The organism is Limosilactobacillus reuteri subsp. reuteri (genome assembly GCF_000016825.1).
Taxonomy (GTDB): domain Bacteria; phylum Bacillota; class Bacilli; order Lactobacillales; family Lactobacillaceae; genus Limosilactobacillus; species Limosilactobacillus reuteri.
This window is the reverse complement of sequence record NC_009513.1, coordinates 384,016-410,562: the sequence shown is the minus strand read 5'-3', so window position 1 is coordinate 410,562 and position 26,547 is coordinate 384,016. Positions and strand designations below refer to the sequence as shown.

General features: G+C 39.3%; 23 protein-coding genes, 1 pseudogene and 1 other annotated feature. Of the genes and pseudogenes, 6 read left to right on the top strand and 18 right to left on the bottom strand.

Annotated features, from left to right (window positions below; genetic code table 11):
• Window positions 1-54 precede the first annotated feature (54 nt).
• The gene (locus LREU_RS01890) at window positions 55-687 is read left to right on the top strand and encodes a YigZ family protein (RefSeq protein WP_003667433.1); all 633 of its coding nucleotides are present in this window, start codon (window positions 55-57) and stop codon (window positions 685-687) included.
• Window positions 688-729: 42 nt separating this feature from the next.
• On the opposite strand, the gene LREU_RS01885 is transcribed toward LREU_RS01890, so the two are convergent.
• From LREU_RS01885 to LREU_RS01840, 9 genes are all read right to left on the bottom strand, one after another.
• Complete coding sequence (locus LREU_RS01885) at window positions 730-2,115, bottom strand: MFS transporter (RefSeq protein ID WP_011953401.1); 1,386 nt, start codon at window positions 2,113-2,115, stop codon at window positions 730-732.
• Complete coding sequence (locus LREU_RS01880) at window positions 2,115-2,525, bottom strand: MarR family winged helix-turn-helix transcriptional regulator (protein WP_003667431.1); 411 nt, start codon at window positions 2,523-2,525, stop codon at window positions 2,115-2,117. The genes LREU_RS01885 and LREU_RS01880 overlap by 1 nt, the downstream gene beginning before the upstream one ends.
• Window positions 2,526-2,643: 118 nt before the next feature.
• Window positions 2,644-2,904 carry a hypothetical protein gene (locus LREU_RS01875; protein ID WP_003667430.1) on the bottom strand — a complete coding sequence of 87 codons (261 nt, stop codon included), beginning with the start codon at window positions 2,902-2,904 and terminating at the stop codon, window positions 2,644-2,646.
• 26 nt (window positions 2,905-2,930) lie between these two features.
• Complete coding sequence (locus LREU_RS01870) at window positions 2,931-4,769, bottom strand: potassium transporter KimA (RefSeq protein WP_003667429.1); 1,839 nt, start codon at window positions 4,767-4,769, stop codon at window positions 2,931-2,933.
• A gap of 84 nt (window positions 4,770-4,853) precedes the next feature.
• Window positions 4,854-6,464 carry an APC family permease gene (locus tag LREU_RS01865; RefSeq protein ID WP_003667428.1) on the bottom strand — a complete coding sequence of 537 codons (1,611 nt, stop codon included), beginning with the start codon at window positions 6,462-6,464 and terminating at the stop codon, window positions 4,854-4,856.
• Window positions 6,465-6,545: 81 nt separating this feature from the next.
• Entirely contained in the window at window positions 6,546-7,034 is a 489-nt protein-coding gene (locus LREU_RS01860) for a prolyl-tRNA synthetase associated domain-containing protein (RefSeq protein ID WP_011953400.1), read from the bottom strand.
• Window positions 7,035-7,127: 93 nt separating this feature from the next.
• Window positions 7,128-8,756, bottom strand: coding sequence for a chaperonin GroEL (groL, locus tag LREU_RS01855; RefSeq protein WP_003667426.1), 1,629 nt, complete (start codon window positions 8,754-8,756; stop codon window positions 7,128-7,130).
• Between the two features lie 91 nt (window positions 8,757-8,847).
• A complete protein-coding gene (gene groES, locus LREU_RS01850; protein WP_003666368.1) occupies window positions 8,848-9,132 on the bottom strand; it encodes a co-chaperone GroES in 285 nt (94 codons plus the stop codon).
• A gap of 234 nt (window positions 9,133-9,366) precedes the next feature.
• Window positions 9,367-10,011 carry a redox-sensing transcriptional repressor Rex gene (locus tag LREU_RS01840; RefSeq protein WP_003667422.1) on the bottom strand — a complete coding sequence of 215 codons (645 nt, stop codon included), beginning with the start codon at window positions 10,009-10,011 and terminating at the stop codon, window positions 9,367-9,369.
• 240 nt (window positions 10,012-10,251) lie between these two features.
• Between LREU_RS01840 and LREU_RS01835 the strand changes: the two genes are divergently transcribed.
• Together LREU_RS01835 and LREU_RS01830 are read left to right on the top strand one after the other, a co-directional pair.
• Window positions 10,252-12,189 (top strand): ABC-F family ATP-binding cassette domain-containing protein, encoded by a 1,938-nt coding sequence (locus tag LREU_RS01835; protein ID WP_003667420.1) that lies wholly within the window; start codon window positions 10,252-10,254, stop codon window positions 12,187-12,189.
• A 143-nt stretch (window positions 12,190-12,332) separates the two neighbouring features.
• The gene (locus LREU_RS01830; protein WP_003667418.1) at window positions 12,333-13,943 is read left to right on the top strand and encodes an IS1182 family transposase; all 1,611 of its coding nucleotides are present in this window, start codon (window positions 12,333-12,335) and stop codon (window positions 13,941-13,943) included.
• Between the two features lie 76 nt (window positions 13,944-14,019).
• Here the strand turns inward: LREU_RS01830 and LREU_RS01825 are convergent, their stop codons facing one another.
• From LREU_RS01825 to LREU_RS01815, 3 genes are read right to left on the bottom strand one after another with little or no spacing between them, the layout of a single operon-like run.
• Window positions 14,020-14,985 (bottom strand): ketopantoate reductase family protein, encoded by a 966-nt coding sequence (locus tag LREU_RS01825; protein WP_003667417.1) that lies wholly within the window; start codon window positions 14,983-14,985, stop codon window positions 14,020-14,022.
• 13 nt (window positions 14,986-14,998) lie between these two features.
• Window positions 14,999-16,177 carry a pyridoxal phosphate-dependent aminotransferase gene (locus tag LREU_RS01820; RefSeq protein ID WP_011953399.1) on the bottom strand — a complete coding sequence of 393 codons (1,179 nt, stop codon included), beginning with the start codon at window positions 16,175-16,177 and terminating at the stop codon, window positions 14,999-15,001.
• 13 nt (window positions 16,178-16,190) lie between these two features.
• The gene (locus LREU_RS01815; protein ID WP_011953398.1) at window positions 16,191-16,976 is read right to left on the bottom strand and encodes a carbon-nitrogen family hydrolase; all 786 of its coding nucleotides are present in this window, start codon (window positions 16,974-16,976) and stop codon (window positions 16,191-16,193) included.
• A 38-nt stretch (window positions 16,977-17,014) separates the two neighbouring features.
• Window positions 17,015-17,259, bottom strand: a binding site (T-box leader).
• A gap of 310 nt (window positions 17,260-17,569) precedes the next feature.
• Here LREU_RS01815 and proB point away from each other — a divergent pair.
• Genes proB through proC form a run of 3 tightly spaced genes read left to right on the top strand, consistent with a single transcriptional unit; the run spans window position 17,570 to window position 20,405 of the window.
• A complete protein-coding gene (gene proB, locus LREU_RS01810) occupies window positions 17,570-18,358 on the top strand; it encodes a glutamate 5-kinase (protein WP_003667411.1) in 789 nt (262 codons plus the stop codon).
• A gap of 11 nt (window positions 18,359-18,369) precedes the next feature.
• Window positions 18,370-19,614, top strand: a complete 1,245-nt coding sequence (locus LREU_RS01805) for a glutamate-5-semialdehyde dehydrogenase (RefSeq protein WP_011953397.1) — start codon at window positions 18,370-18,372, stop codon at window positions 19,612-19,614.
• 17 nt (window positions 19,615-19,631) lie between these two features.
• Window positions 19,632-20,405, top strand: a complete 774-nt coding sequence (proC, locus tag LREU_RS01800) for a pyrroline-5-carboxylate reductase (RefSeq protein ID WP_003667406.1) — start codon at window positions 19,632-19,634, stop codon at window positions 20,403-20,405.
• A gap of 116 nt (window positions 20,406-20,521) precedes the next feature.
• Here proC and tsaD read toward each other — a convergent pair whose 3' ends face one another.
• From tsaD to LREU_RS01765, 6 genes and pseudogenes are all read right to left on the bottom strand, one after another.
• Complete coding sequence (gene tsaD, locus LREU_RS01795) at window positions 20,522-21,553, bottom strand: tRNA (adenosine(37)-N6)-threonylcarbamoyltransferase complex transferase subunit TsaD (RefSeq protein WP_003667405.1); 1,032 nt, start codon at window positions 21,551-21,553, stop codon at window positions 20,522-20,524.
• An 18-nt stretch (window positions 21,554-21,571) separates the two neighbouring features.
• A complete protein-coding gene (rimI, locus tag LREU_RS01790) occupies window positions 21,572-22,126 on the bottom strand; it encodes a ribosomal protein S18-alanine N-acetyltransferase (RefSeq protein ID WP_003667403.1) in 555 nt (184 codons plus the stop codon).
• Entirely contained in the window at window positions 22,110-22,835 is a 726-nt protein-coding gene (gene tsaB / locus LREU_RS01785; protein ID WP_003667402.1) for a tRNA (adenosine(37)-N6)-threonylcarbamoyltransferase complex dimerization subunit type 1 TsaB, read from the bottom strand. The genes rimI and tsaB overlap by 17 nt, the downstream gene beginning before the upstream one ends.
• A 176-nt stretch (window positions 22,836-23,011) precedes the next feature.
• Window positions 23,012-24,388: pseudogene (locus LREU_RS01775) on the bottom strand (IS3 family transposase).
• Between the two features lie 79 nt (window positions 24,389-24,467).
• Entirely contained in the window at window positions 24,468-25,463 is a 996-nt protein-coding gene (gene galE / locus LREU_RS01770; protein ID WP_003666351.1) for a UDP-glucose 4-epimerase GalE, read from the bottom strand.
• A gap of 111 nt (window positions 25,464-25,574) precedes the next feature.
• A complete protein-coding gene (locus LREU_RS01765) occupies window positions 25,575-26,546 on the bottom strand; it encodes a Ppx/GppA family phosphatase (RefSeq protein ID WP_003667397.1) in 972 nt (323 codons plus the stop codon).
• Between the last annotated feature and the right edge of the window lies 1 nt (window position 26,547).

The following is a 26,547-nucleotide window of genomic DNA, read 5'->3' as shown; positions in this document are numbered from 1 at the left end:
CTCCTACTTTATATATACGTAAATTAATCAAAATAGCACAAAGGAAGTTTAAAAATGACAGAACCATATTTAACAATTGCTAAAAACACCACTTATGAGCAAACAATTAAAAAATCCCGATTTATTTGCTCGATTGCTCGTGTCTCCTCAGAAGAAGAAGCTCAACAATTTATCGCCAGCATCCAAGCAGTTAACAAAAAAGCTACTCATAATTGCTTCGCATATATGATTGGTGACAATGACCAAATTCAACGAGAAAGTGATAATGGCGAGCCAAGTGGAACTGCGGGAATTCCGATTCTTGAATCACTTAAACTAGCAAAGATCCATAATGTCGTAGCGGTGGTCACCCGTTATTTCGGTGGAATTAAGCTGGGCGCAGGTGGCCTCATCCGGGCATATAGCAATACGACTACTGAAGCAATCCACCAAGCTGGTCTTATCCAGCGGATTAAGCAAGCAATTCTAAAAATCACTGTTACCTACGCTCTTCATGATCCGCTTCTTTACTATCTCAAGGAAAATAATCTTGAGGTCGCCGGTGAAGAGTATGGAGTTAATGTTGAAACCAGTATTTATGTAAACGAAACGGACTTAAAAAATGTCAAAGAGAAGCTCATTAATCGTTTTAACAACCAGCTTCAAATAACTGAAGGCGATCAGCGCTTTAACGAAATTCCATATTAAAAAATTCAGGTTAGAATCTTCTAGCCTGAATTTTTTAATATTTTATTTTTTCACACTTCGATAGTAACTTATCCAAATTATAATACAAAAAACCGTTAACATACCAAAGGCTTCTTGAGTACCAATTGCTGTTGAGACCCGACGAACAACATTTAAGTGTGATTGATTAGCAGCTACAATCATCGCTACCAATGAAGTACCAATTGCCCCTGCAAATTGCTGAAGGGTATTAAGAATTGCATTTCCTTGTGATTGCTTTTCTTTACCAATAACAGTTAGTGCACTTGTCATTACGCAACCCATGCACATCCCCATTCCACCCATATAGAGAATATAAACAAGCGCAATAAATGTACTTGTTAAATGCTGCCCATAGATTGTAAAAGCAATAAGTGCAATTAGACATAATGAAGTACCAATCAAAATAGGCTTGCGAGCGCCAAACTTATCTAAAATTCGTCCTCCTAATGGTGCAAATATCGCTCCAGCAAAACCAGCTGGGAGGACAATCAAGCCAGCTATCATTGCACTATTACCATTTACCAATTGAATATAGTTTGGTAAAAGGAACGCAAACCCTAAAGAAATAAGTTGGGTTAAAAAGAAACCAAGAACATGCCCAGAAAAGTTTTTATTTCTAAACAATCGCAATTGTAAAATTGGTTCTTCTAGGATTAACGAACGCCAAGCAAAAAGGCCCATTCCTAAGATTCCAATTAACAATGCGCCACCAACTGAAAAGGTCATGAATGGTTGACTTCCCAGGTTACTAAATCCTGTTACAAAGCCACAGAACATGAAGACAATCATTAACATGCTAAAAATATCAATTTGTTGCTTTTCAATTGGTGATTTTTGGGTAATTCCCCATTCACCAAGTAAAAATGAAATAATTAAAAGTGGAATCAATAAATAAAACACCCACCGCCAGTTAAGCTTGCTGGCAATGATTCCACCAAAAGTAGGACCAATCGCTGGGGCAACTCCAGTAATAAGATTACCAATTCCCATCATGAAGCCAATTTTACCTGTTGGAACTTGCTCCATAATGATATTAAACATCAATGGTAATGCAATTCCAGTCCCTATCCCCTGAATTGCACGACCAACTAAAAGCAACCAAAATGACGGTGCCAGTGCATCAATAATTATTCCACCAATAAAAAATAAGCTTGCAACTGTAAAAAGTGTCTTTGTTCGGTAAGAACTTTTTAAAATTGCCGATAAGGGAACAATGATTGCAACCAAGAGCAAATAAATGGAAGTCATCCATTGAACCTGATTAGTAGTAATTGAAAATTCACGCATTAGGATCGAAAAAGTTACATTCATTGAAGTTTCAACTATTACCCCACAAAATGACATTAATCCAGTTGCCACAATCGCTGCAATAACCTTTGCGGAAATTTTTTTAGTATTCGTATTCATCATTTCTCCTTTATCATCGTTGATAAGAATCGTTTTATTTTCGAAATGTCTTGTTCACTAAAGTCTGCTTTTAATTTCTCTTCGTATTGTGTAATATACGCACTTACATCTGAAGATAATTTTTGGCCTTCCGCAGTAAGAGTAACGATTTTTTGACGGCGATCTTCTGGTGACGGATAGCGTTCAATCAAATTTTTCTTTGCCATTCGTTGAAGCAATACAGTAGTGGTTGATCTCTTTATTCCAAATTCATTTTCAATCTGGTGTTGATCACAACTATTTCCCGGGAAATGCGTTAAAAAATCAATAATCGACATTTGCGTCCCTGTCAATCCATACTGTTGCGCGAATGCATTCATTTCTTGATTCATTGCATTGTTAGCTTGTTTTACTAAACGACCTATTAGCAATTTTTATCTCTCCTTTTGTTAGTCGACTAACAAACAGGATAATATGATTTAGATTATTAGTCAATATAAAAAGAGACTAGGCTTATGTCACCTAATCTCTTCAATAAGCTTTATTTAATTATCCTAAAATTATTTCAGCAATATCAAGGACAATGATAATCCCTAAAATACTGCTTAAAAGCAATAAAATTTTTCTCGTATGCCGATCTTTTGATTGCAGTTTTTCCCAATTCATTCCTGCATACGCAATTAAGATTAAAGCACAGCCAATGATACCGTATATTCCAGAATGAAAGCCACGATTATCAATGGTATAACTTGCTGCCATAAATAGGCCAATTGCAAACAAAAGTCCCCATAATAGTTGCTTTTTATTCATTAAATCAATACTTTCTCTCTAATAAACTATTCTTGAAGGTGGTAGTTATAACTAGCAACAATAATGTTCTCTCGGGAATTCAATAACGCCCGTAAACGAACACTGGTCTGATTATGCAAGGCCAATTGCCATGGATGCTTAGGAATAAATTGCGGAACAAGAACAGTCGTCGAATAATTTCTTGCTTCTGCCCGCTTGGCAATCACATCAACGAAACGTAATGTTGGTTTAGCGATTGAACGGTACGAAGAGTGAATATCAACAAAACGGACGTCTGGATATTCAGCTTTAAATTCATTTGCTGTTTTATGCTCTTTGCCTGGGTTTTCATCAAACGAAACATGCATGGCAATAACATAATCACCAATCGACCGAGCGTAATTAATTGCACCACGAGTTACTCGGGTTACATTACCAACTAAAACAATCACCGTTGCGCCATCGTAATCATGTAATTGGACTTTCGTCTTTTCAGCAACCCGCAATTGAGCGGCTACTTTTACATAGTGCCGGTGAATCGAATGGAACATCCATAAAAGCAGCGGCATGATAATTAAGTATGGCCAAACATTTGCAAAGTGTTGCCAGAACAAACAAATAACAAGAACAAATGAAATCAAGGCTCCTACTAGGTTAATAAAGGCTTTTCCTAACCAAAAACCTTCCCGTTCTCTAAACCAGTGAATAATCATCCCAGATTGCGATAAAGTAAATGGAACAAATACCCCCACCGCATAAAGTGGAATTAACATATTAGTCTGACCGTGGAAGATCAAGATCAAAATAATTGCTCCAATCGCCAAGGAAATAATTCCGTTAGAGTAGCCTAACCGATCACCACGATCCATGAATGCGTGTGGCATATATTTATCTTTGGCCATATTAAAGGCAAGAATTGGAAAGGCTGAGAAACCAGTATTAGCAGCAACTGCTAAAATCATTGCAGTTGAAAGTTGCAACAAGTAAAAACCTAGCCCATGTCCACCAAAGATTTGCGCGGCCATTTGGGAGAGAATTGTTGTCCGTGAATTAGGAACTACCCCCAGATAAAAGCTAAAGAAGATAACGGCAATAAAGAAGAACGCTAAAATAGCACTCATAATTGCCAGGGTAGTTGATGCATTCTTTTCTTTAGGCTTATTAAAGTTAGGAACAGCATTACTTACGGCTTCTACCCCAGTTAAGGATGATGAACCAGCCGAGAATGCCCGAATAAGCAAAACAAATGACATTCCCGATACCGGTGTTCCATAATCGACAATTGCCCGGTAATGAATATGACCAGTGGCAATATTATAACCACCCCATACTACCATCACAATCATCATAATAACAAAGAAATATACCGGAATTGTGAGGAAGTTTGCACTTTCACTCATTCCCCGTAAATTCATAAACATGATTAAAAGGACGATAACGATCCCGATTGGAATTGAAAATTTATATAAAGCAGGAACTGCCGAAGTAATCGCTTCAACTCCAGATGTCGTTGAAACGGCCACCGTTAACATATAGTCAACTAGTAATGATCCTCCAGCAAATAATCCTCCATTACTCCCCCAATTCCGTGTGGCAACGACATAAGCACCACCACCACTAGGATAGGCATGAATGATTTGTTGGTATGATAACGTGATAGCTAACAAAAGGACCAACACAACTGCCGCAATCGGAATTGAATACCAGATTGCTGCTGCAGATAAAGTTACCAGAACAGTTGTAATTTGCTCTGGTCCATATGCTACTGACGATATTGCGTCAGAAGAAAGCATGGCTAATGCTTTAAATTTAGTTAAGTGTGTTTGCCCTTCATCAAGGGTTTTTAACGGTTTCCCGATTAAAACACGTTTTAAATAGCGCCACATACTATTTCTCCTTTGATTTTTACACTTTTTAAGTAGGTAACAATACTACAATTTATCCTTTAATTTTGCAACCTACAAATATATCTATTGATCTTTTTCTGGCATCTTTACCTTGGCATTAACCTTTTCTGCCGCAGGATCGATTTTTTTCATCCGGCTAGCCACAGCCCACCGGTAAAATCCTAACGAGCAGATGATAATAACAACAAAATCCCATGGGTACTTCAACCAGTCCTTGCCGCCAAATCCTTCACTCCCAATGTAAGAAACTATTGAGATAAAAACAAGATAAGCCAACATCCAATAACTATTGCGTAAGTCACGTAGCCCTGATGCGTGACGATACTTAACCTCATAATAAAGATAGATCGGTAAGCCTAATAAGATAACCCCAATTACCTGAACAGTCGTCGGCCACATTGTCCAATAAATTGAAAGACTCGTCAAGACAAATGCAAATGGCGCTAACCAGGACATAAAATGTGGATGAAACGGCCGCTTTAGATTAGCATCCATTTTACGAAGCGACATTACAGTAACCGGCCCAGTAAGATAAGCAATTAAAGTTGAACCAGTAATTACAGTGGCTAACAAACTCCAATTTCTAAAGAGACTAACCATTACCACTGCTAAAATCAGATCCACAACCATTGCAAACCGCGGAATCATGTAGCGCCGTTCTAACCGTCCCAGCCATTGGGGCAAATGTCCGGTATGAGTCATTGCTGCCAATGCTCGTGAGGCAGTCGCTACGAACGCAACCCCTGTCCCAAATGGTGAAACAAAAGCATCCATATATAGTAAAATTGCAAGCCAATTCATCCCCAGTAGGATCGCAATATCAGCAAATGGAGACGTATAGTTAATCCCATGCCATCCTTTTTGCGCTAATAAATTCGGATCAATTGCTCCAATAAAAGCAACTTGTAACATGACATAGATCACAGCAGTAATAATCATTGAAATCAATACGCCTCGCACGATATTTTTATGAGGATTAATCATTTCTCCTCCCATGTTGATTACCGTTTGAAAGGCATCATAAGACATAATAATTCCTGAAATAGCAGCTGCTTCAAAGATCGATCGACTGCCATATGGCATAAAAGTAGTTACACTATGACCAAAATTACTAGGATGAAAGCCCGCTACAATAAGCATCACAATTGTTAATGTGGGTAATAAAATCTTAAAAATTGATATTAAATTAGTAAAGCGAGTCATCAATTTTACCGACCAGAAATTGATCAAAGTAAAAACAAGCATGAAGCCAAATACAACTAACAATCCAGGAGTCGTAATATTACCGTTCTTCATAAAGTGGTGGGTCCAATTTGCCCATGCCCACGGCCACGAACTCATATATTGAACCGAGGCCACCGCTTCCATTGGGACTAACGTGATTAATGAAATCCAATTTGCCCATGCAGCAATAAAACCTAAAAACGGACCGTGACTATATTGAGCATAACGACTCATCCCTCCACTTTCTGGAAACATTGCCCCTAATTCAACGTAAGTAAGGGCAATGCTAATAATGATTATTGCTCCTAAGATCCATGACAAAATAGCAGCTGGTCCCGCAACCTTTGCAGCAGTTCCGGCACCAAACAACCACCCTGAACCAATTAAGGAATTTAAGGCAAGCATTACACCAGAAAATAGCGTTATCTTCTGGAACTTCATTTTTTCCATTTCTTAGTTCCTTTCAGTTATAGTTTGGTTAAAAATTAATACTAATTTACTTTACCACAATTTAAGATTTTTAGATTAACTTTATAGTTGAACCGCCTTAACCGGATTACCATTCTGCTTTATTATTTGAAGCAAATCTTTTATTCCTAAAATCACAGTGGCCGTATTAATGTTTGGGTGACAACCTATTAAATCCTCGTTCTTAAAGATATCAGCATCAATAATAAAGGTAACCTGATGTTGTTTATCATTAAACAAGTTAAAAGGTGAAACAGCCCCACTTGTTATTCCTAACTTCATAGCTAATTCTTCTGGACGGGCAAATGAAAACCGACTAGTCGATAGATTCTCTTTCAATTTTTTCATATTGAGACGCTTATTTTCTAAGATTGTAACTAAATAATAGCCAGCTTTATTTTTTAGAAAAAGGTTTTTCGTGCGAGCAAATTGATATTCTTGAACATACTTGTCTGCTTGTTCCGCTGTATAGACTGGGGGATGAGTAACAATTTGATAGTTTATTTTTTCGTTGTCTAAATATTTATAGACACTGGTCGCATTTTTCGTCATTGATTTTCCTCCAACAAAAAAAGATCCCAACATTTGAAAAAACAAACATTAGAATCTTTTCTGCCCACAAAATTAAATTTTAGTCAAATGGTATTACATCATACCGCCCATGCCGCCTTGTGGAGCAGCAGGAGCTTGGTTATTAGCATTTGGATCTGGCTTATCAGCAACAACCGCTTCAGTAGTAAGAAGCAATGCTGATACGGAAGCAGCGTTTTGAAGAGCAGACCGGGTAACCATTGTTGGGTCAACAATACCAGCCTTGATCATATCTTCAAACTTGCCATCTGCAGCGTTGTAACCAATGCCTTCTTTTTCATTCTTTAATTCATTAACAATAACAGAGCCTTCAACACCAGCGTTTTCAGCAATTTGACGAACTGGTGCTTCAAGGGCAGCCTTAACAATATTGATACCAGTTAATTCATCACCATCGGCTTCAATCTTGTCAAGAGCAGGAATTACGTTAATTAAAGCAGTTCCACCACCAGGAACAAATCCTTCTTGAACAGCAGCACGAGTAGCGTTCAAGGCATCTTCAATCCGGTACTTCTTTTCCTTCAATTCAGTTTCAGTTGCGGCACCAACCTTAACAACGGCAACCCCACCTGAAAGCTTTGCAAGACGTTCTTGAAGCTTTTCCTTATCGAAGTCGGAAGTTGACTTAGCAATTTCTTGCTTAATTTGGTCAACACGTTCTTGGATAGCTTCCTTTGAACCAGCACCATCAACGATAGTAGTAGTATCCTTTGTAACTGTAACCTTGTTTGCTTGACCTAATTGATCAACAGTAGCGTCCTTTAGACTCATCCCAAGGTCGTCAGAAATAACTGTACCACCAGTCAAAACAGCAATATCTTGAAGTTGAGCCTTACGACGGTCACCAAAGCCAGGAGCCTTAACAGAAACAACATTAAAGGTACCACGAATCTTGTTCAATACAAGAGTTGGTAATGCTTCACCAGTAATGTCATCAGCAATGATCAAGAGAGCACGGCCTTCTTGAACAACTGATTGAAGCAATGGCAAAATGTCTTGGATATTACTAATCTTCTTGTCAGTAATCAAAATATATGGGTTGTCAAGGTCTGCTTCCATCTTGTCGTTATCAGTTACCATGTATTGTGACATGTAACCACGATCAAAGCTCATTCCTTCAACAACATCAACGCTAGTGTCAACACCACGAGAATCTTCGATAGTAATTACACCATCATGGCCAACCTTTTCCATTGCATCAGCAATTAACTTACCAACTTCTGGATTAGCAGCTGAAATAGAAGCGATTTGTTCGATATCATCCTTTGTCTTTACATCGTGTGACATCTTCTTCAAAGCTTCAACAGCAACTTCGGTAGCCTTGTCAATACCACGACGAATACCAACTGGGTTTGCACCAGAGGTAACGTTCTTCATACCAGCATTAACAATTGCTTGAGTTAAAACAGTAGCAGTTGTAGTACCATCACCGGCAATATCGTTGGTCTTTGAAGCAACTTCGGCTACTAACTTTGCACCCATATTTTCAAATTGGTTTTCAAGTTCAATGCTCTTAGCAATAGTTACACCATCATTAGTAATAGTTGGTGTGCCATAGCTTTGTTCCAAAACAACATTCCGTCCCTTTGGACCCATCGTTGTCTTAACAGTATCAGCTAATTTATCAACACCACTGAGCATAGCGCTCCGTGCATCTTCAGAAAACTTAATTTCTTTTGCCATTTATGTCACCTCAAAATTAAATTCATTATTTAAAAGAGACGGTGAAGGAATTTCATTCTTTCTGTCTCCTGCTCTTAATTCGCTTATTTAACTATTCAACGATTGCTACTAAGTCTTTAGCATGAACAACTAAGAACTTTTCACCGTTGTATTCTACTTCGTTACCTGCGTACTTATCAAATAATACGCGATCGCCTTCCTTAACAGCTGGAGCAAGCTTTTGTCCGTTTTCTAAAGTACGACCTTCTCCAACGGCAATAACCTTTCCAGTAGTTGGCTTTTCCTTCACATTGGAAGCAAGGACAATTCCACCAACTGTCTTTTCTTCTTCAGTTTCAGCTTTTAGAACAACGCGATCTCCTAATGGTTTTAACACGTTAATCCCTCCATCTTGTTAATAAATTTTATTTTTAGCACTCAAACTCTTCAAGTGCTAACCACATGTTTAAATATAACATGTTCTCCTTAAAATGCAACAAAAACACTTTGACTTTTTTTGACCATTTTTCAAAACTTAAGAGATCATACCTACAACCAATGACTTTTATTAATAATTTAGTAAACAAAAAGCATTGGTTGAACGCTTTCATCAAACCAATGCTCTCCTAATTTATTTAATTGAATCTTCAGTATAATTTTTAATGAAGTAAATTAATGTTTGAAGTTCGTTTGTTAAGTCAATATTTTGAACTTGAACATTTTTGGGCACAGATAAACGAACAGGAGTAAAGTTAAGAATTCCCTTTACACCAGCTTCAACTAATTGGTCCGCAACGTGTTGGGCCTTGATTCCTGGAACGGTTAGAATAACAACATCAATTTGTTGCTCTTTTAACTGCTTTACCATATCCTCGGATGGGTAAATTGGAATACCACTTTTGACTGTATTAGCATATTCTGGCTTAGTATCAAATGCCGCACTGATCCGTAAATTAGTATCTTGGTGGAAGTTAAAGTTTAACAAGGCACTTCCCAAACTACCAACCCCGACTAAGGCAACACTAACTAATGAGTCTTGGTGTAAGATTCCTTTAAAAAACTTTAATAGACTTTCAACGTCATAACCGTATCCCCGCTTACCTAATTCACCAAAATATGAAAAGTCACGACGAATCGTTGCCGAATCAACTTGCACAGCCTCCGAAAGTTCAGTTGATGATACCCGTTGCTTATTTGCGTCTTTCAATACATTTAAATAACGGAAATATATTGGCAACCGTTTCGCAGTCGCGCGTGGAATCTTTTTATTAGCCATTCTACTTTTGTTCCTCCTAAAATAAGCCCTTCTCAACCTAGTTTGCCAACAAATTACTAAGTTTTTGACAAGGATAATGTTACTAATTTTTACTTTGTGAAATTTAAGTCTGAGTATATTCTAGCAATTAAACCCTTTTTTGTGAACTAAAATACAAAAATATTTTCAACTTTTTATTTAAAATTAAAAATCTGCTAAAATAAAACCATATTAAATCAACGAATTAAATGAGGTTTCAATATGTTACTTTTACAGACAAATGACGTTGTGCGTCGATTTGGCGCGGACGTTTTATTTCACAATATGAACATGCAAATTCAAGAGCATGGCCGTACTGCGCTTGTTGGGCGTAATGGTGCTGGTAAAACGACCTTGTTAAAAATGATCGCTGGAATCACCGAACCAGATGAAGGAACAATTACGAAGGTTAAAGATTTGACAATTGGTTACTTGGCCCAGGATCAAGGACTCGATAGTCAAAATAGCATTTGGACTGAACTAGATACTGTTTTTGCTCCTCTCCACAAAATGGAAACGCAAATCCATGATCTTGAACAGCAACTAGCTGACCTTGATAGTTCCGAGAGCAATTATCAACAAATTCTTTCAACATACGATAATTTACAAACTGCCTTTAAGAAACGGGGTGGTTTCGAATACGAATCACGTATGCGGGGAATTCTACATGGATTTGGTTTTGGCGAAGATAGTTATGATACGCCAATTAATTCCCTTTCAGGAGGGCAAAAAACTAAACTCGCCTTAGCAAAGATCCTTCTGCAAGCACCGGGGCTTTTGATTCTAGATGAACCGACTAACCACCTCGACATGAACGTTCTTTCATGGTTAGAAGATTATCTTAAAAGTTATCAAGGTGCATTGCTTATCGTCTCTCACGACCGTTACTTCTTAGATCGTGTTGTCAGCGATGTTTATGATCTCGATAATAAAACACTCACCCACTATACTGGTAACTACACGCAATTTGTTAAACACAAGCAAGAACGATTACAGGCAGAGTGGAAACACTATGACCAACAACAAAAAAAGATTGCTAAGTTAGAAGACTTTGTTAATCGAAATATTGTTCGTGCCTCAACGACCAAACGTGCCCAGGCGCGGCGAAAGCAATTAGAAAAAATGGAGCGGCTTGAGCGTCCAGAAACTGATGATAAATCAATCCATTTCCAATTCCATTCTGAAAAAGATAGTGGAAATGAAGTTCTTGATGTGGAGCAGGCAAAAGTTGGCTACGATGAACAGATCCTTGCTGGGCCGCTTTCATTTAATGTTCGCAAGCCGCAGCGTGTTGGGATTATCGGACCAAATGGAATCGGAAAATCAACTTTACTTAAATCTATTCTCCATAAAATTCCGTTAATTAGTGGAACAATCAAACTCGGTGCTAACCTCGATATCGGTTACTATGACCAGGAACAACAACAATTGCACCCAAATAAAACCGTTTTAGAAGAAGTATGGGATGACCATCCAGAAGTACCTGAAAAAGATATTCGCTCATTATTAGGTAGTTTCTTATTCGTTGGTGATGATGTTTATAAAGTCGTTCATGACCTATCTGGTGGTGAAAAGGCACGATTGGAGTTAACTAAACTCTCATTTAAACCGATTAATTTTCTTATCCTTGATGAACCGACTAACCACTTAGATATCGATAGTCGAGAAGTGCTCGAAAACGCAATTAACGAATTTAGCGGAACCGTTCTCTTTATTTCTCACGACCGTTACTTTATTAATCAGGTTGCAACCGATATCCTAGCAATGGAACATGATGGAATTAAACATTATGAAGGCAATTATGATGACTATCTAGTTGCTAAGGAAAAAGAAAGTTCACCTAAAGCTACTTCGCATAATTCCAACACGATCGCTAAAGCACCAGCTGGTAAGCAATCTTATCAGCAGAGTAAAGAACAACAGCGTGCTCGCCGAAAAATTCAGCGACAAGTCGATGAACTAGAACAACAGATGACGGAATTAGAAGAAAAGCAAACTGCAATTCAAGAACAAATGAGCCAACCAGAAATCGCTACGGATATTGGAAAATTAACCGATCTCCAAAAAGAACTTGATGAATTATCAGCTAAATCCGAAGAGGTCGAACTTGCATGGACAGAAGCAGCAGAAAAACTGGAAGAATTTGATCAAGAAAACTAGAGGCTGGGAAAAAACTCCTAGTCCAAAATAAAAACCGGATGATGAATTTTTTGAACAATTCATCATCCGGTTTTTATGTACACAGGAAATCGTTCCTGATATGATGTAATTACCCCTAAAAACAACCAAAGGGAGCGATTTCCATGTATCAAAATTATACCATAGGGCAAACCGAATTCGTACTAAACTATAACTATGATTTACCACAGAATCATGTTGCGCGACTAATTAGTGATTTTGTCGACTCGATTCCACAAGATGTGCTATTAGAAGATTCAGGAGCGGCTACCGGCCGCCCTTTATCGCATCCAGCAATTATGCTTAAGATTCTCTTGTTTGCCTACTCACGTCAAACTTATTCTGGAAGAAAGATTGAAATGATGTTGGATGAGAACCTGCCAATGCGTTGGTTAGCCCATGATTATACTTATAGCTACCATACCATCAATAACTTTCGCCGCAGTCAGCACGCTAGTAAGCTAATTAAACATGCCTTTGTCTACTTTACCATGACTTTGAAAGATCACGGACTAATTCAAAATGATGCAGTTTTTATCGATGGGACCAAGGTAGAAGCCGATGCCAATAAATATTCATTTACTTGGCGGCGGGCAGTTGAAAAGTATCACGCTAAGTTAAGAGAAAAGACAAGTAAGCTTTATGAGGAACTAGTAGAAAAGCAAGTGGTACAGGAAATGGCACCGGAGCTGGTTACTTCCGCCGAAGGCATGGAAGTAATGGAACAAGAACTGGCGGAGAAAATCACTAAATTAGATGAAAAGATTAAGCAAGAACCAAAAATCATCAAAGGGGGTTCAGTTAGAAAACGGCGCCGTCGTTTTCTAAAAAAGCTTCGTCACCAATTAAGCAACGACCTAATTCCGCGTGCCCAAAAGTATGAACGTGCTGAAAATATCTTCCAAGGTCGTAATAGCTATTCCAAAACTGACCACGATGCGACCTTTATGTGTATGAAGGAAGATCCGATGATGAATCGGGAGTTGAAGCCTGGCTATAACCTGCAAATCGCTACCCATAAGCAATTTGTGCTTGATTACGGGCTGTTTTCAAATCCAACTGACACCAGGACCTTAGTGCCATTCCTTACCCAGTTTCATGCTTTAGATTTCTTTGAACATATCGTCGCCGATGCAGGCTATGGAAGTGAGTACAATTACACAATGATTCTTGATCGGTTTGAAAAGCAGCCGGTTATCCCATACACAACCTATCAAAAGGAACAGAAACGTAAATTTAAAAACGATCCAACTAGGTCACAGAATTGGGAATATAACGCTAATGACGACTACTACATTGATCATCAAGGAGTTCGTTTTAGTTTTTATCGCTATAGTAAATCCACTGATAAGTATGGCTTTAAGCGTGACTTTAAAATCTATCGTGCTGATAAACATCAACTATCAGTTAAATTAGATGAACTAGCGAAGACACCAGGTGGTCGTCAACGTTATATGAAGGTTAACCCAACCTGGAATTATTATAAAGCTAAAGTTAAAGATGCCCTCTCAAGTGACGAAGGCAAGGCAATTTATCGTCGACGGAAGTTCGACGTTGAGCCAGTCTTTGGTCACATGAAGAGGGATTTTGGCATACGCCGAACTCATCTCCGTGGCCAACGGGCTGTGGAAAATGACATTGGGCTAGCCCTGATGGCATTAAATCTAACGAAATTTGGCCAATCAATTAGTCGATTGGAGACTAATTTCATAAATAATTTAAAATCCGGACTATGATTTTTGAACCGATCAAAAATCATAGTCCGGATTTTACTGTTTGAGAACCAAAAATTAATAGTTAATTCCCGGCCTCTTAGTTTTGTCGGAATTTACGAGTATTTTCTGCAAGGTGAACTAAATTACGCAAGAAGTCGTGAGTAGATGCTTCATAGTTATACTTCTTACCCAAGTCGTAAATATATCCATTAATGTAGTCGACTTCTGTTGGTCGATTCTTACTCATATCTTGGTACATCGATGGATAATGAAGCGGGTTGGTAACTTCACTAACATATTTAATCGTTTGCCACTCCTCTTCACGGGTGCTTAAGAGCTGAATACCAGCCCGTTCGGCAACATCAAATGCTTCATTAATTAATTGTTTACCAAGCTTTTCTGCACCATCGTAATCGATAAATTGCCCCATTTGAATCTCAAAAAGCGTGCAGATCGTATTAATAACAGAATTGAAGACTACTTTTGTTAGGAGGGTACCATAAAAATTATCATTAAGGTGGGGGTTAATATTCGCCGTGGTAAAGTCCTCAACAATTTGTTTTACTCGCTCATCTGGTTCGCCGACTTGGGGAGCTAAGTTGATCGAACCAGCACCAGATTTACCAATAAAGTCCACATCCCCTGCCTTATTAAGGACCGTGCCGATTAAACAGGTACCGGCAACGACATGTTCTTTAGGAAAATAGTGGTTAATTTTTTCAATATGTCCCATGCCATTCATCCCCGAAAAGACATATTGATGGTCAGGACGGAAGAAATGGGCACTGCGTTGTAACAAATCACTAAGCGTCATCTGCTTAGCAAAAACGATCAATACATCTGGAGCCCAATCATATTCTTCAGGTGAGTAAATATTAATCGGGACAAGGTGACGATTTTCATGGTCCCGAGAAACATAAACCCCACCCTGTTGTTTAATGGTTTCAACTTGGGGAGCCCAGTTATCAACAAAATCAACCTTAGCGCCAGCCAGTTCTTGAAGCAATACGCCAAATCGTAGACCCATTGCACCTGCACCTAAAACCGTATATTTCAAAGCCATAATCTTTTCCCCCTTAATTAAATAAATTCAGTTTAGCAATCCGCTCAACGGCTTCTGTTAATCGTGCCGGCTCAATCAAAAGGCCAATCCGCACATAACCTTCACCGTGCTTGCCAAAGCCATTGCCTGGTGCTACTGCCACGCCAGCTTTGTCCAACAACAAATCTGCAAAGCTTTCACTGGTGTAGCCCTTCGGAACCGGCATCCAAGCATAGAAAGTACCCTGGGGAGTAAATGCATGCCAGCCAATTTTTTCTGCCGCATTAATAAAGGCATTCCGTCTTTCTTCATAACGACCTACAATTTCGGCAATTGCAGCATCACGTTGTGGCAGCGTCAAGGCATCAATAGCAGCTTCCTGTAAGGCAGGAAAAAGGCTAACGAATAAGTGGTCTTGAATTAAGTTTAAGGCTTCAATAATATCTGCATTACCAACCGCAAATGCGATTCGCCAGCCTGCCATGTTGAACGTCTTAGAAAAGGTATAAAATTCAATCCCCACATCTTTAGCGCCTGGTGTTTCCATAAAACTAACTGGTGCTTGGCCGTCAAAGCCAATTGCGCCATAGGCAAAGTCACTAATAATGCCCACATGGTACTTCTTAGCCCACGCCACTAATTTTCGATAAAACTCGGGAGTAGCTACAGCACCCGTTGGATTATTAGGATAGTTAAGATAGAAGAATTTAGCACGTTGCGCCACCTCTTCAGGAATTGCCTCTAAGTCTGGTAAGAAATTATTTTCTGCTAATAATGGCACTGTTTCAAAATTAACTTCTCCTAATGCCGCTCCTGATAAGTAATCTGGATAGCCAGGATCAGGAAGCAGAAAAGTGTCGCCGGGATTCATCAATGCCCATGGTAATTCTACAAGCCCAATCTTGGAACCACCCAAAATTGCTACTTCTTTTTCTGGGTCAAAATCAGCTCCATATTTTTCAGAATAAAATTTTGCCGCTGCTTCTTTAAATGCTGGCAATCCCCGAAATAGTGAATACTTATGAGTTTGCGGATCTGCTACCCATTTTTGCGTGCTCTTAACAATATAATCTGGCGTTGGTTTATCGGGATTTCCTTGACCAAGATTAATAACATCAACTCCTTCCCCTATTTTTTTATTAACCTTGGCAACTAAATTGGCAAAAAATTGTTTCGGTAAAGTGTCTAATAATTTAGATTGTTCAAAATTCATCTTTCCCATCCCCTTAATGATAAAGACTTGGTCGGCGATCCTTAAACACCGGAATCGGCCCCCGAACCTGTGCTAACTGTGCTAAGTCAATTTCTGCGTAACTTACCTGTTCCACTTCTCCTGCATCATGGATGACCTGCCCAAGCGGATCAATTACTAACGAATGACCATTAAAACTATTCTCTAAATCCGTCCCAACACGATTGACTGCAACTACAAAGGCTTGGTTTTCAATCGCCCGCGACCGTAACATTATTTTCCACTGCTCAATCCGTTTGCTTGGCCATTCTGCCGGAAAATATAAGATATCAGTTCCATAACGAGCAACTGTTCTAATCCATTCAGGGAAACGCAAATCATAACAAATAAAGCTTGCACTAGGAATCCCAGCTAACTTAAAATGATTTTCTTTTTGCCCAGCTTCTAAATATTGATCTTCATTCATTAGTCCGAATAAATGCACCTTCTCGTAACTGCTAATTAGATTTCCGTTTTGATCATAGACATAGGTTGTATTAAAAAAAGATTGCCCATTCCTAACCGCTACTGAACCACCAACAATGTTAATTTGATTTTTTAGCGCTAACTCACTAAAGAATTGTTGCGTCTTTTGACCATTTTCATCTGCCAATTCTGCTAATTGATCTAAGGCATAGCCAATATTCCACATCTCTGGCAAGACAACGATATCTGCATGATGATTAGCGGCTTCTTCAATTGCTTGTTTAGCTTTTTGATAATTTTCGGCAGGATTTCCTAATTGAATATCAAGTTGAGCTAATGCAACTTTGCGTCTCATCACTTTCACCTCCATAAAAAATACCCGTCCTTAACTTAAATAAGGACGAGTATTTTCGTGGTGCCACCTTAATTTACTATCCACTCACATGAATAGCCTCAGGAAGTTCATAATAAACTTCGATACTTGATAACGGATATCAGCCGACAAGCGCTTAGTTTTTTTCCTCACACTTGTTGTATTTTTTAAGACCATCTTCAAAGCAACTTGTAATTTTCTTCCACCACCCGAAAACTCTCTTAATACTGCATTGCTTTTACTCTTCTTAAACGACTAATATTTAATTGTTATCCGCATTCTAATTTATTTCTAATAATTTGTCAATCTCTTTTTAATTAACATTCAAAAATAATTAGTCTTGACAAAAGCTTAGTATTCCAATTAAAATTTTAATTGTAGATAAAAGTAGGTCAGTCCAGGAACGATAGTCATCGACTGCAAGCTATCGCCAGTACCGAAGCCCTGCTACAACTTTAATATATTCTAATAATAAAATAATTTAAAAGTGTAAAGCGCGTCTTTAAACGAGAATGGTACCGCCATAATTGGTGTCTCGGTTAAGGGCGCTTTTTGTTTTTTTGAAAGGATTTTCTATGACTCATAAAATACAAAAAGCAGTTGTTAAGATTGGTACGAGTAGCCTTGTTCTCCCTAATGGAAAAATTAATTTACGAACAATCGACCAACTCTCCTTTGTCCTTGCGACATTAAATAATCAAGGATACCAACTTATTCTTGTTTCCTCAGGAGCAATTGGCGTTGGTCTTGCAAGTTTGGGATTAAAAGATCGTCCCGCCGAAATAGCACAACAGCAAGCCCTAGCATCTATCGGTCAAGCTGCTTTAATGCGAATCTATTCGCAACGCTTTTTAGATTATCAAACGCACGTCGCCCAGCTTCTCCTTACCCGTGATGTGCTCACTTATCCTATTAGTCGCCAGCATACGCTTAATACAATTAATACTTTACTGCAGCAAAATGTGATTCCAATCGTTAACGAAAATGACCCCGTTTCAGTTGATGAGCTTGATCATTACACTACTTTTAGTGACAATGATGAACTTTCTTCCCAGGTAGCTGTCGCCATTGACGCTGACGAACTAATCATTCTTTCGGATATCGATGCCCTTTATGACAAAGATCCGCATAAATTTTCTGACGCACACATAATTAAAGAAGTGCCAGTCCTAACGCCCGAAATAGAGAACGCCGCAAGTGGTAGCAGCACTAGATTTGGGACAGGCGGAATGGTAACTAAATTACGGGCAGCTGCCACAATGATGCAAGCAGGCAAACAAATGATTTTATGCAATGGTCGTGACCCTAAAATTCTTTTTGATATTTTTGATGGTCATACTATTGGTACTCATTTTGGAAAATAGGAGTGATGATAATGAACCAAGACTTAATCGCAATTGGAAAAAGAGCTCAAAATGCTGCAAATAAACTAGCTTTAATGAATACTGCCACCAAAAATAAGGCATTGCTTCAATTGGCAGATGATTTGATTAAAAATAAAAACCAAATTATTGCTGCTAACCAACAAGATTTGGCCGCTGCTACCCAAATGCCAACTAAATTTACGGATCGTTTGATGGTCAACTCCCAACGTATCGCGGACATGGCTAATGGTCTTCGGACAATCGCTGACTTGAACGATCCCACTTCCCAAATCGATAAGGGATGGATTACCAAAGATGGGTTGCAAATCCTTCAACGGCGCGTACCATTAGGAGTAATTGGCATTATCTTTGAAGCACGACCAAACGTAACCGTGGACGCGACCGGCCTCACATTTAAGAGTGGCAATGCAGTTATTTTACGGGGTGGAAAAGAGGCTATCCAGACTAATACTGCCTTAGTAAAAATTCTTCGCGAATCATTGCAAAGTCAACATTTACCGGTCGATGCGGTTCAGCTTATTACCGACACTAGTCATGCGATTGCTGATGAAATGATGAATCTCACTGACTACATTGATGTCTTGATTCCACGAGGCGGCCGGGCTCTTATTCAGCGTGTTGTAACAACAGCTACGGTCCCAGTTATCGAAACTGGTGCGGGTAATTGCCACATTTATATTGATAAGGATGCCGACCTAACAATGGCGACCAATATTACTGTAAACGCCAAAGTACAACGGCCTTCTGTATGCAATGCCGCTGAAAAATTACTTATCCACCGCGATATTGCCGCTAAATTTCTTCCTGTCATTGCCAAAGCTTTAATGGAACATGGAGTCCAATTACGCGGTGACGAAACGGCTTGCCAACTAGTATCAACTATCCGCCCCGTTACTGAGGAAGACTGGGATACAGAATACAACGATTTAATTATGGCCGTAAAAATTGTTGATTCCCTCGATGATGCAATTAGCCATATTAACCACTACAGTACTCATCATTCAGAATCAATTATTACAAACAACATTACCCGGGGACGCTACTTCCAACAGGCAATTAATTCTGCCTGTGTTTATGTTAATGCCTCCACACGGTTTACTGATGGAGGAGAATTTGGCTTTGGCGCTGAAATTGGTATTAGTACCCAAAAGCTTCACGCCCGGGGACCAATGGGATTACAACAATTAACAACAATAAAATATGAAATTACCGGTAATGGGCAAATTCGGAAATAATCTAGGAGGTTTTTCAGATGAAAATTACAATTATTGGTGTCGGAAATATGGGAAGCGCAATTATGAAGGGATTAAGCCGTACGCAAAATTTTACCCTCAGTGCGATGAATCCTGTTAATTCACGTGTTACAAGCCTTGCTGAGAAGCTCGGGTTTAAACTCGTTAATACAAATAGTGAAGTGGTTAACCTTACACCCGATATCGTAATTTTGACTACCCCAGCCCCTATTACAACCGCAGTCGCTAAAGAATTAGCTGTACTTAACGACCACACTATTTTTATCTCAGCCGCTGCTGGAATTACTCATGCAGACTTAGCAAAAGTTCTTCCGAATAAAGAAATTGTTAATATTATTCCCAACACACCAGTTGAAGTTAATGCTGGCACAATTGGTCTTGCCCTGCCAACCGGAATTTCTGCTGAAGCAATTTCAAAAGTAATGACTGTTTTAGATAGCCTTGGTGATGTCATCGAAGTTCCAGAACGACAACTAGATATAATTGGTGTTATCGGCGGCTGCGGCCCTGCATTCGTTGATGTGATGATGGACGCAATGAGCGATGCCGCCGTCAAATATGGTCTCGATCGCCAAACTGCATATGAAGTTATCGCCAGCATGGTAAAAGGTACAGGAACACTAGCCTATGATAGCAAGCTTGCTCCGGCATTATTACGCGATCAAGTAACATCACCAGCAGGTACAACGATCAAGGGTGTGGAAGCATTGGAGAAAAATGGTTTCCGTTACGCCGTGATGGATGCCGTTGATAAAGCAAATGGTGAATCATAAACGCAAAAAAGGGCTGTGGTTACGTTCATACAGCACAGTATAATAATGGCCTCCAGCGTCCGGTTTTTTACCGAACACTGGAGGCCATTACTGCTTACGGGAAGTTGTGTTTATAATTATTTACTCTGAATTCGATCAAACATCAATCCCGGTACTGCATTCAAATCTAAGCCTGCACGGTCACCATGCTTGTAGTTAACATAACCAGCCGCCCCAATCATTGCAGCATTGTCACCACATAATTTCAATGGTGCTTGCAGCATAGGTACATCAGGATGAAATTCCTTCATATCATGATCTAAACGAGCACGGAGGCCATGATTTGCAGCGACCCCACCAGCTAAAATCAGTTGCTTCACTGGGTAATCATCTAACGCCCGCATCGTTTTTTCAGCAAGCACGTCAATGACACTTTGTTGGAAACTGGCTGCAAGATCATATTTATCTAATTTTTCCCCACGCTGGTCTGCATTATGAACAGTATTGATGAAGGCACTCTTCAACCCGCTAAAGCTAAAGTCATAATTATCTTCTTTTTCCATTGCTCGTGGAAAATTAAAAGTATCTTTACCCTTAGCTGCCCATTCATCAATCGTTTTTCCTGCCGGGTAATTGACTCCCAACACGCGACCGATTTTATCATAAGCTTCACCGGCAGCATCATCACGTGTTTCACCAATAATTTGGTATTCATGTTCAGATGGCATGTAAACTAATTCCGTATGTCCACCGGAAACTAACAATGCCATTTGTGGATATTGGAATTCTCCAACATAGCGTGCGGCATAGATATGGCCTGCCATGTGGTTAACCGGCACTAACGGAAGATTATGCGCCCATGCGATGGCCTTCGCTGCCGTCACACCAATTAATAATGACCCGACTAATCCCGGACCGTATGTTACTGCCACAGCATCTAGGTCATTATAGTCTACATCTGCTTGCTCTAAAGCTTCATTTGTACACTTGGTAATTTGTTCAATATGATGGCGACTAGCTACTTCTGGTACTACTCCACCAAAGCGCTGATGACTATCGATTTGCGTTGCAACGATATTAGAAAGGATTTTAGTTCCATTTTCAATTACGGCAACACTTGTTTCATCACAGCTTGATTCAAACGCTAAGGTTAATGTGCGTTCTGTCATAATAAAATACTTTCACCTCTACCTAAGTAAGTTTGCTTGCATATCAACAGCATCTTCATGATTGTCTAAGTAATAACGGGGTTTAATATGCTGGTTGCGAAAGCCTAAACTTTCATATAAGCGCCGAGCCGATACATTATGCACTCGTACTTCTAAACTCATCGAATGTAATTTTAAATGCCGGGCATAATTTTTGGCAGTTGAAATAAGATACGTTCCAATCCCCTTATTTTGGTAACTTGGGGTAATCCCAATATTCGTAATATGCAAATCATAATGGTACCAGTCAATGGCTGTTCCCATAAAGCCAACAATCTGCTGGTCATCCTCAATAACTAAATATAGTCGATCACATGGCCGCTGTAGTTCAATGCGGAAAGCAGCATAACTCCATGGTGCTTTTCCATAGATTCTTTCTTCAATTTCGACTAAAGTTTGAATATCTTGTTCTTTTGCCATCCGGACCACATACTGATGGCCGGATATCATTACTACTCGTCGCGTAAAATCAAGGGTCGGTCGTTTAGTAGGATTGGTCGTATTGACAAACCATTCTTTAAACTTCTCGAACATAATTCTTTCTTTTTTCTCCAGGATGAAGTTTTTGCCAATTAGCCTCTGCTTCAGTAATTCGTAAATAATGTGGAACAAAGGGGTCAATCTCTTTAACCGGTTCCTTCGTTTCACCAGCAAGAGCTAATTGATACGTTGACGGAATGCTATAAGATCGTGGCAAAAGGGTCACGTTAGCTGGCAATTGATCATATTTGGCCTGAATCTTATCAGTCATATGACCCACTAAAACAACTTGTTGACCTAATCTTGCAAGTTGCTCAAGCAAAACATCAATTCCTAAATGCTGATCTTCTATTTTATTTATTAACTTGCCATTTTCCCACTGGTAAGCACCAGCAAATACATTTCCTCGGCGGGCATCAAAGAAAGGAACAATAATTGCTGATGCTGTTGGAATTACATTACGTGCTAACACTGCTAGACTTGATACGCCAACTAAGTCAATCTTTTCTGTATCAGCCAATACTTTAGCGGTTGTAACTGCGATTCGCACTCCCGTATAAGATCCTGGTCCCTGTGCAACCACTACTCGATCAATATCTGTTGGTTGCCACTGAACTAATTCAAATAACTTACTAATTGCCGGCATTAAATAAATGCTATGATTGCGAACCATATTAAGGGTCGTCGTTGCCAACAATTGCTCATCTTCAACCAACGCTACGCTCATTGGGTGGTTGGATGTATCGATGGCTAGAATCTTCATCTTTTATCAATCCTTTCAATCATCTTACATCTTATCACACTGGATCAGCTTTGACTTCTCTTTTAATTTCTTTTGTTTATTTACGACAAAACAGGCCCCAACATTTTTTTGCTGTGACGTGTACCCTTAAAGTTGGAACCTGTATGTTCTTGCTTTAAAATTGAATAAATATTTTTCTAGGCAACTAGATTCTGCTCATATTGAAGTGGAGTTTGGTTGCCTAGTTTTGTCTGAATACAGCGTTCGTTATAAAAGTGAATCCATTCATTAATTGCTTGGCTTAATTCTTCTTGATTGCGATAACTGGTATCAGGACCAATTTCTGCTTTCAGTTTACTAAAGACTGTTTCACAGGCAGCGTTATCCAGACAGGTTGCTCGATGCGACATGCTTTGCCTAATGTTTCCCTGACGAAGTAGTTTGCGCCAAGCACGATGTTAATAGTGCCAGCCTTGATCAGTATGTAAAGTTAATTGGTATCCTGTATGAGGTAACTGCTTAAGTAATTGCTGGAGTGGATCTAATGCGAATTGAAGATTTGGATGTTGACTGACTGACCAAGTGAGAAGCTGGTTAGTTGCCAAGTCCTTAATAATTTCTAAGTACACTTTTCGCCCATCATGAGCCTTTAATTCTGTAATGTCACAAACCATTTTCTGATATTTACGGTTACTCATAAAACGCCGATTTAGCTTATTCTTAGCTTTCTTGCCATTTGGTCCCTTAGAGGAATCATACTTACGGACTCGCCGATTATATTTGATACATTTAAGTCCCATTTCATGCATTAAGCGCTGAATGCGCTTATGATTAGGTGTCTTTTTACCAATTAAGCGATAGTAGTCTCGAATTTGAGTGCTTAAACGGCGTACGCCGTATTCAGCTTGGAAGTAGTTAAAGAGGCCTTTAATAACGGCTTTAAGTTCTTCTTCATCCTCGTCCGGATGTTCAAACCGATTTTGCCAATACTGATAGGTTGACATGGAAATGGGAAGTGCATCGATCAAATCCTTTAATAAGTATTTAGCCTTGAGGTCATAAATTACTTGTGCGAGTTCTTTTTTGGATGCTTTCTCAAGGCTGTCAATTTTTTTGAGGCATCGAGTTGTATCCTTAACAATAAGTTTTCTCTTTGTAAGGTTTGGTTCTGTTTTTGGAGCTGAAGAAGCTTGTCTTGATTCTTGTCGTGTCGTTTGACCATTTTTAGGTTTCCTTCCCCGACGCAATCTCAGTAAAGCCTGTGGCCCTTGCTTGTTATAGAGACATTCCCACTGATACACTGAACCTGGGGAACGATATCCAAAGTGAATACAAGTTTCTGAGATTGACGCCAAATTTTCTTGTTTCCACTTTACCAGATTTAACCGAAAATCCCCAGTTACTTTGGGTGGATTGAGTAATGGTCCTTTACCAAATCTTGCATAAATTCCCACCCAAATTTGGAAATCATGCTCAGCAATCCCGTATTTATGCCTAACTGATGCTAAAGTAACATTACCGTTAGCATATTCTTCAACAGCTTTAAGTTTAGTTTTAACGCTAATTTTGGTCATATAAAATACCCCCAGAGTTGATTTCCAACTCTGGGGGTACACGTCACTGAGAGCCTGTTTGTTATTTTAAAACCGATTATTAGTCGCGATCATCATAACCCTTTGGATGAGTTGAATGCCACTTCCAAGCAGTTGCGATAATGTCGTGAACATCATCATACTTAGGACTCCATCCAAGAATATTACGCGCCTTATCACTAGCAGCAACTAATGAATCTGGATCTCCTGGACGGCGTGGTGCCATTTTAGCTGGAATAGGTTGACCCGTAACTTCACGGGCTGCTTCTAGCATTTGCTTGTTAGAGAAGCCAGTGGATGAACCAAGGTTAAAGGCATTACTCTTGTTACCTTCTTGAAGGTACTTAATAGCAAGAATATGAGCATCTGCTAAATCCATAACATGAACATAGTCACGAACATTGGTACCATCTGGTGTATTATAGTCATCCCCAAAGATACTCAATTCATCACGCTTACCTTGCGCAACCTGAAGAATAATTGGAACTAAGTGTGTTTCTGGTCCATGGTCTTCACCGATCGTGCCATCAGGAGCAGCCCCAGCAACATTAAAGTAACGGAGGGCAACAAACTTAATACCATAAGCTTTATCAGCCCAATCCATCATTTCTTCCATCATTAACTTACTCAAGCCATATGGGTTAATTGGCTTTTGGGGATCAGTTTCCTTAATTGGCATATGTTCTGGAACCCCATAAGTAGCAGCAGTTGAACTAAAGACAATATACTTAATATCATGGTCATGCATTGCTTCAAGCAAAGTAATCATTCCACCAGTATTGTTATCAAAGTACTTCAATGGCTTACTCATTGATTCAGGGACAATTGAGAAAGCAGCAAAGTGAACGACTGCAGTAATATCTTCATTGTCAAAAATCTTGTCTAAGAATTGACGATCACGAATGTCGCCTTCGTAAAACTTAGCCTTGGGATTAATCGCATCCCGGTGACCCGTTGATAAGTTATCAGCAACTACTACGTCTTCACCATTTTCAATAAGATCTTTTACCATATGGGAACCGATATATCCGGCACCACCAGCAACTAAAATTGACATCTTGTTTCCTCCTTGATCCAACTAAAGCTTTCATAGTGATTGTAGCACAGTTTTACTGGTTCTAATTAGTAAAATTTAGTAAAAAGAAAGTAAAGTTTTTAGCAGATAATTTTATAGTGAAGATTTTAGCTGATTAAAATTAATCTGCTGCTCAAGGTACTTAAATAATAAGCCCTCTCTTAATCCACTATTACTAAAACTAATCTCGTTAATTGATAATTGCCGGACAAGAGAGATGAGTGGTAAAAGACCCCCGACAATTACATCTGCTCGCACTTTCGTAATTCCACGGATTCCTGCCCGCGTCTGCCGATCCGCTTCTAATAACTGCCGCATAATCAAAAAGGCTTCTTCTGAACGCATTGTTAGCCCATGAACCGGTCTGACTTCATCAGGATTAAGGGCTTGTTGCCACCGATATACCTTCGCCAATGCACGGTTGCATCCCCCAAGTGCCACAATCTTTGTTTCCCGCATCCGATTCAACCACAATTGTTGAGAGAGGACCTCATCAATTTTAACCATGGCATCAAATAAATCAGCTGGATTAATCTGATCTTCAAGGTGGTAAGTTTGCGAAATGCTGACTGAGCCGATCGGAATACTAACCGCTTTTTCTGCTTCACCATTATTTACCGAGATTAATTCCATACTTGCTCCTCCAGTATCAATGATTATCCCCTTATCAATTGGAAGAGTCTGGTTAACTCCAACATAGTCAAGATATGCTTCTCGTTCCCCACTAATTACGTGAATTTCAAAACCGGTTTCTCGCTGGACCTTTTCAAGAAATTGCAGTTGATTTTGCGCTTGACGAACGGCGGCAGTTGCAACCGCAATAATTGTCAGATTCTTATTTCGATATCGATCACAAATTGCCCGAAATTCTTTTAAGGCATCAATAGTCCGCTTTACGGGAGTTGATTTCAGCATTTTTTCTGGCCCCATATTTGAAGCAAGACGAACGTATCTTTTTTCGTATTGAACCGTTTCAAAGCTCCCGTTATCTTGAATTTTTGTTATTTTAAGCCGAACTGAATTCGAACCTAAATCAAGAATTGCCAAGTACTGCTCATTGCTCATA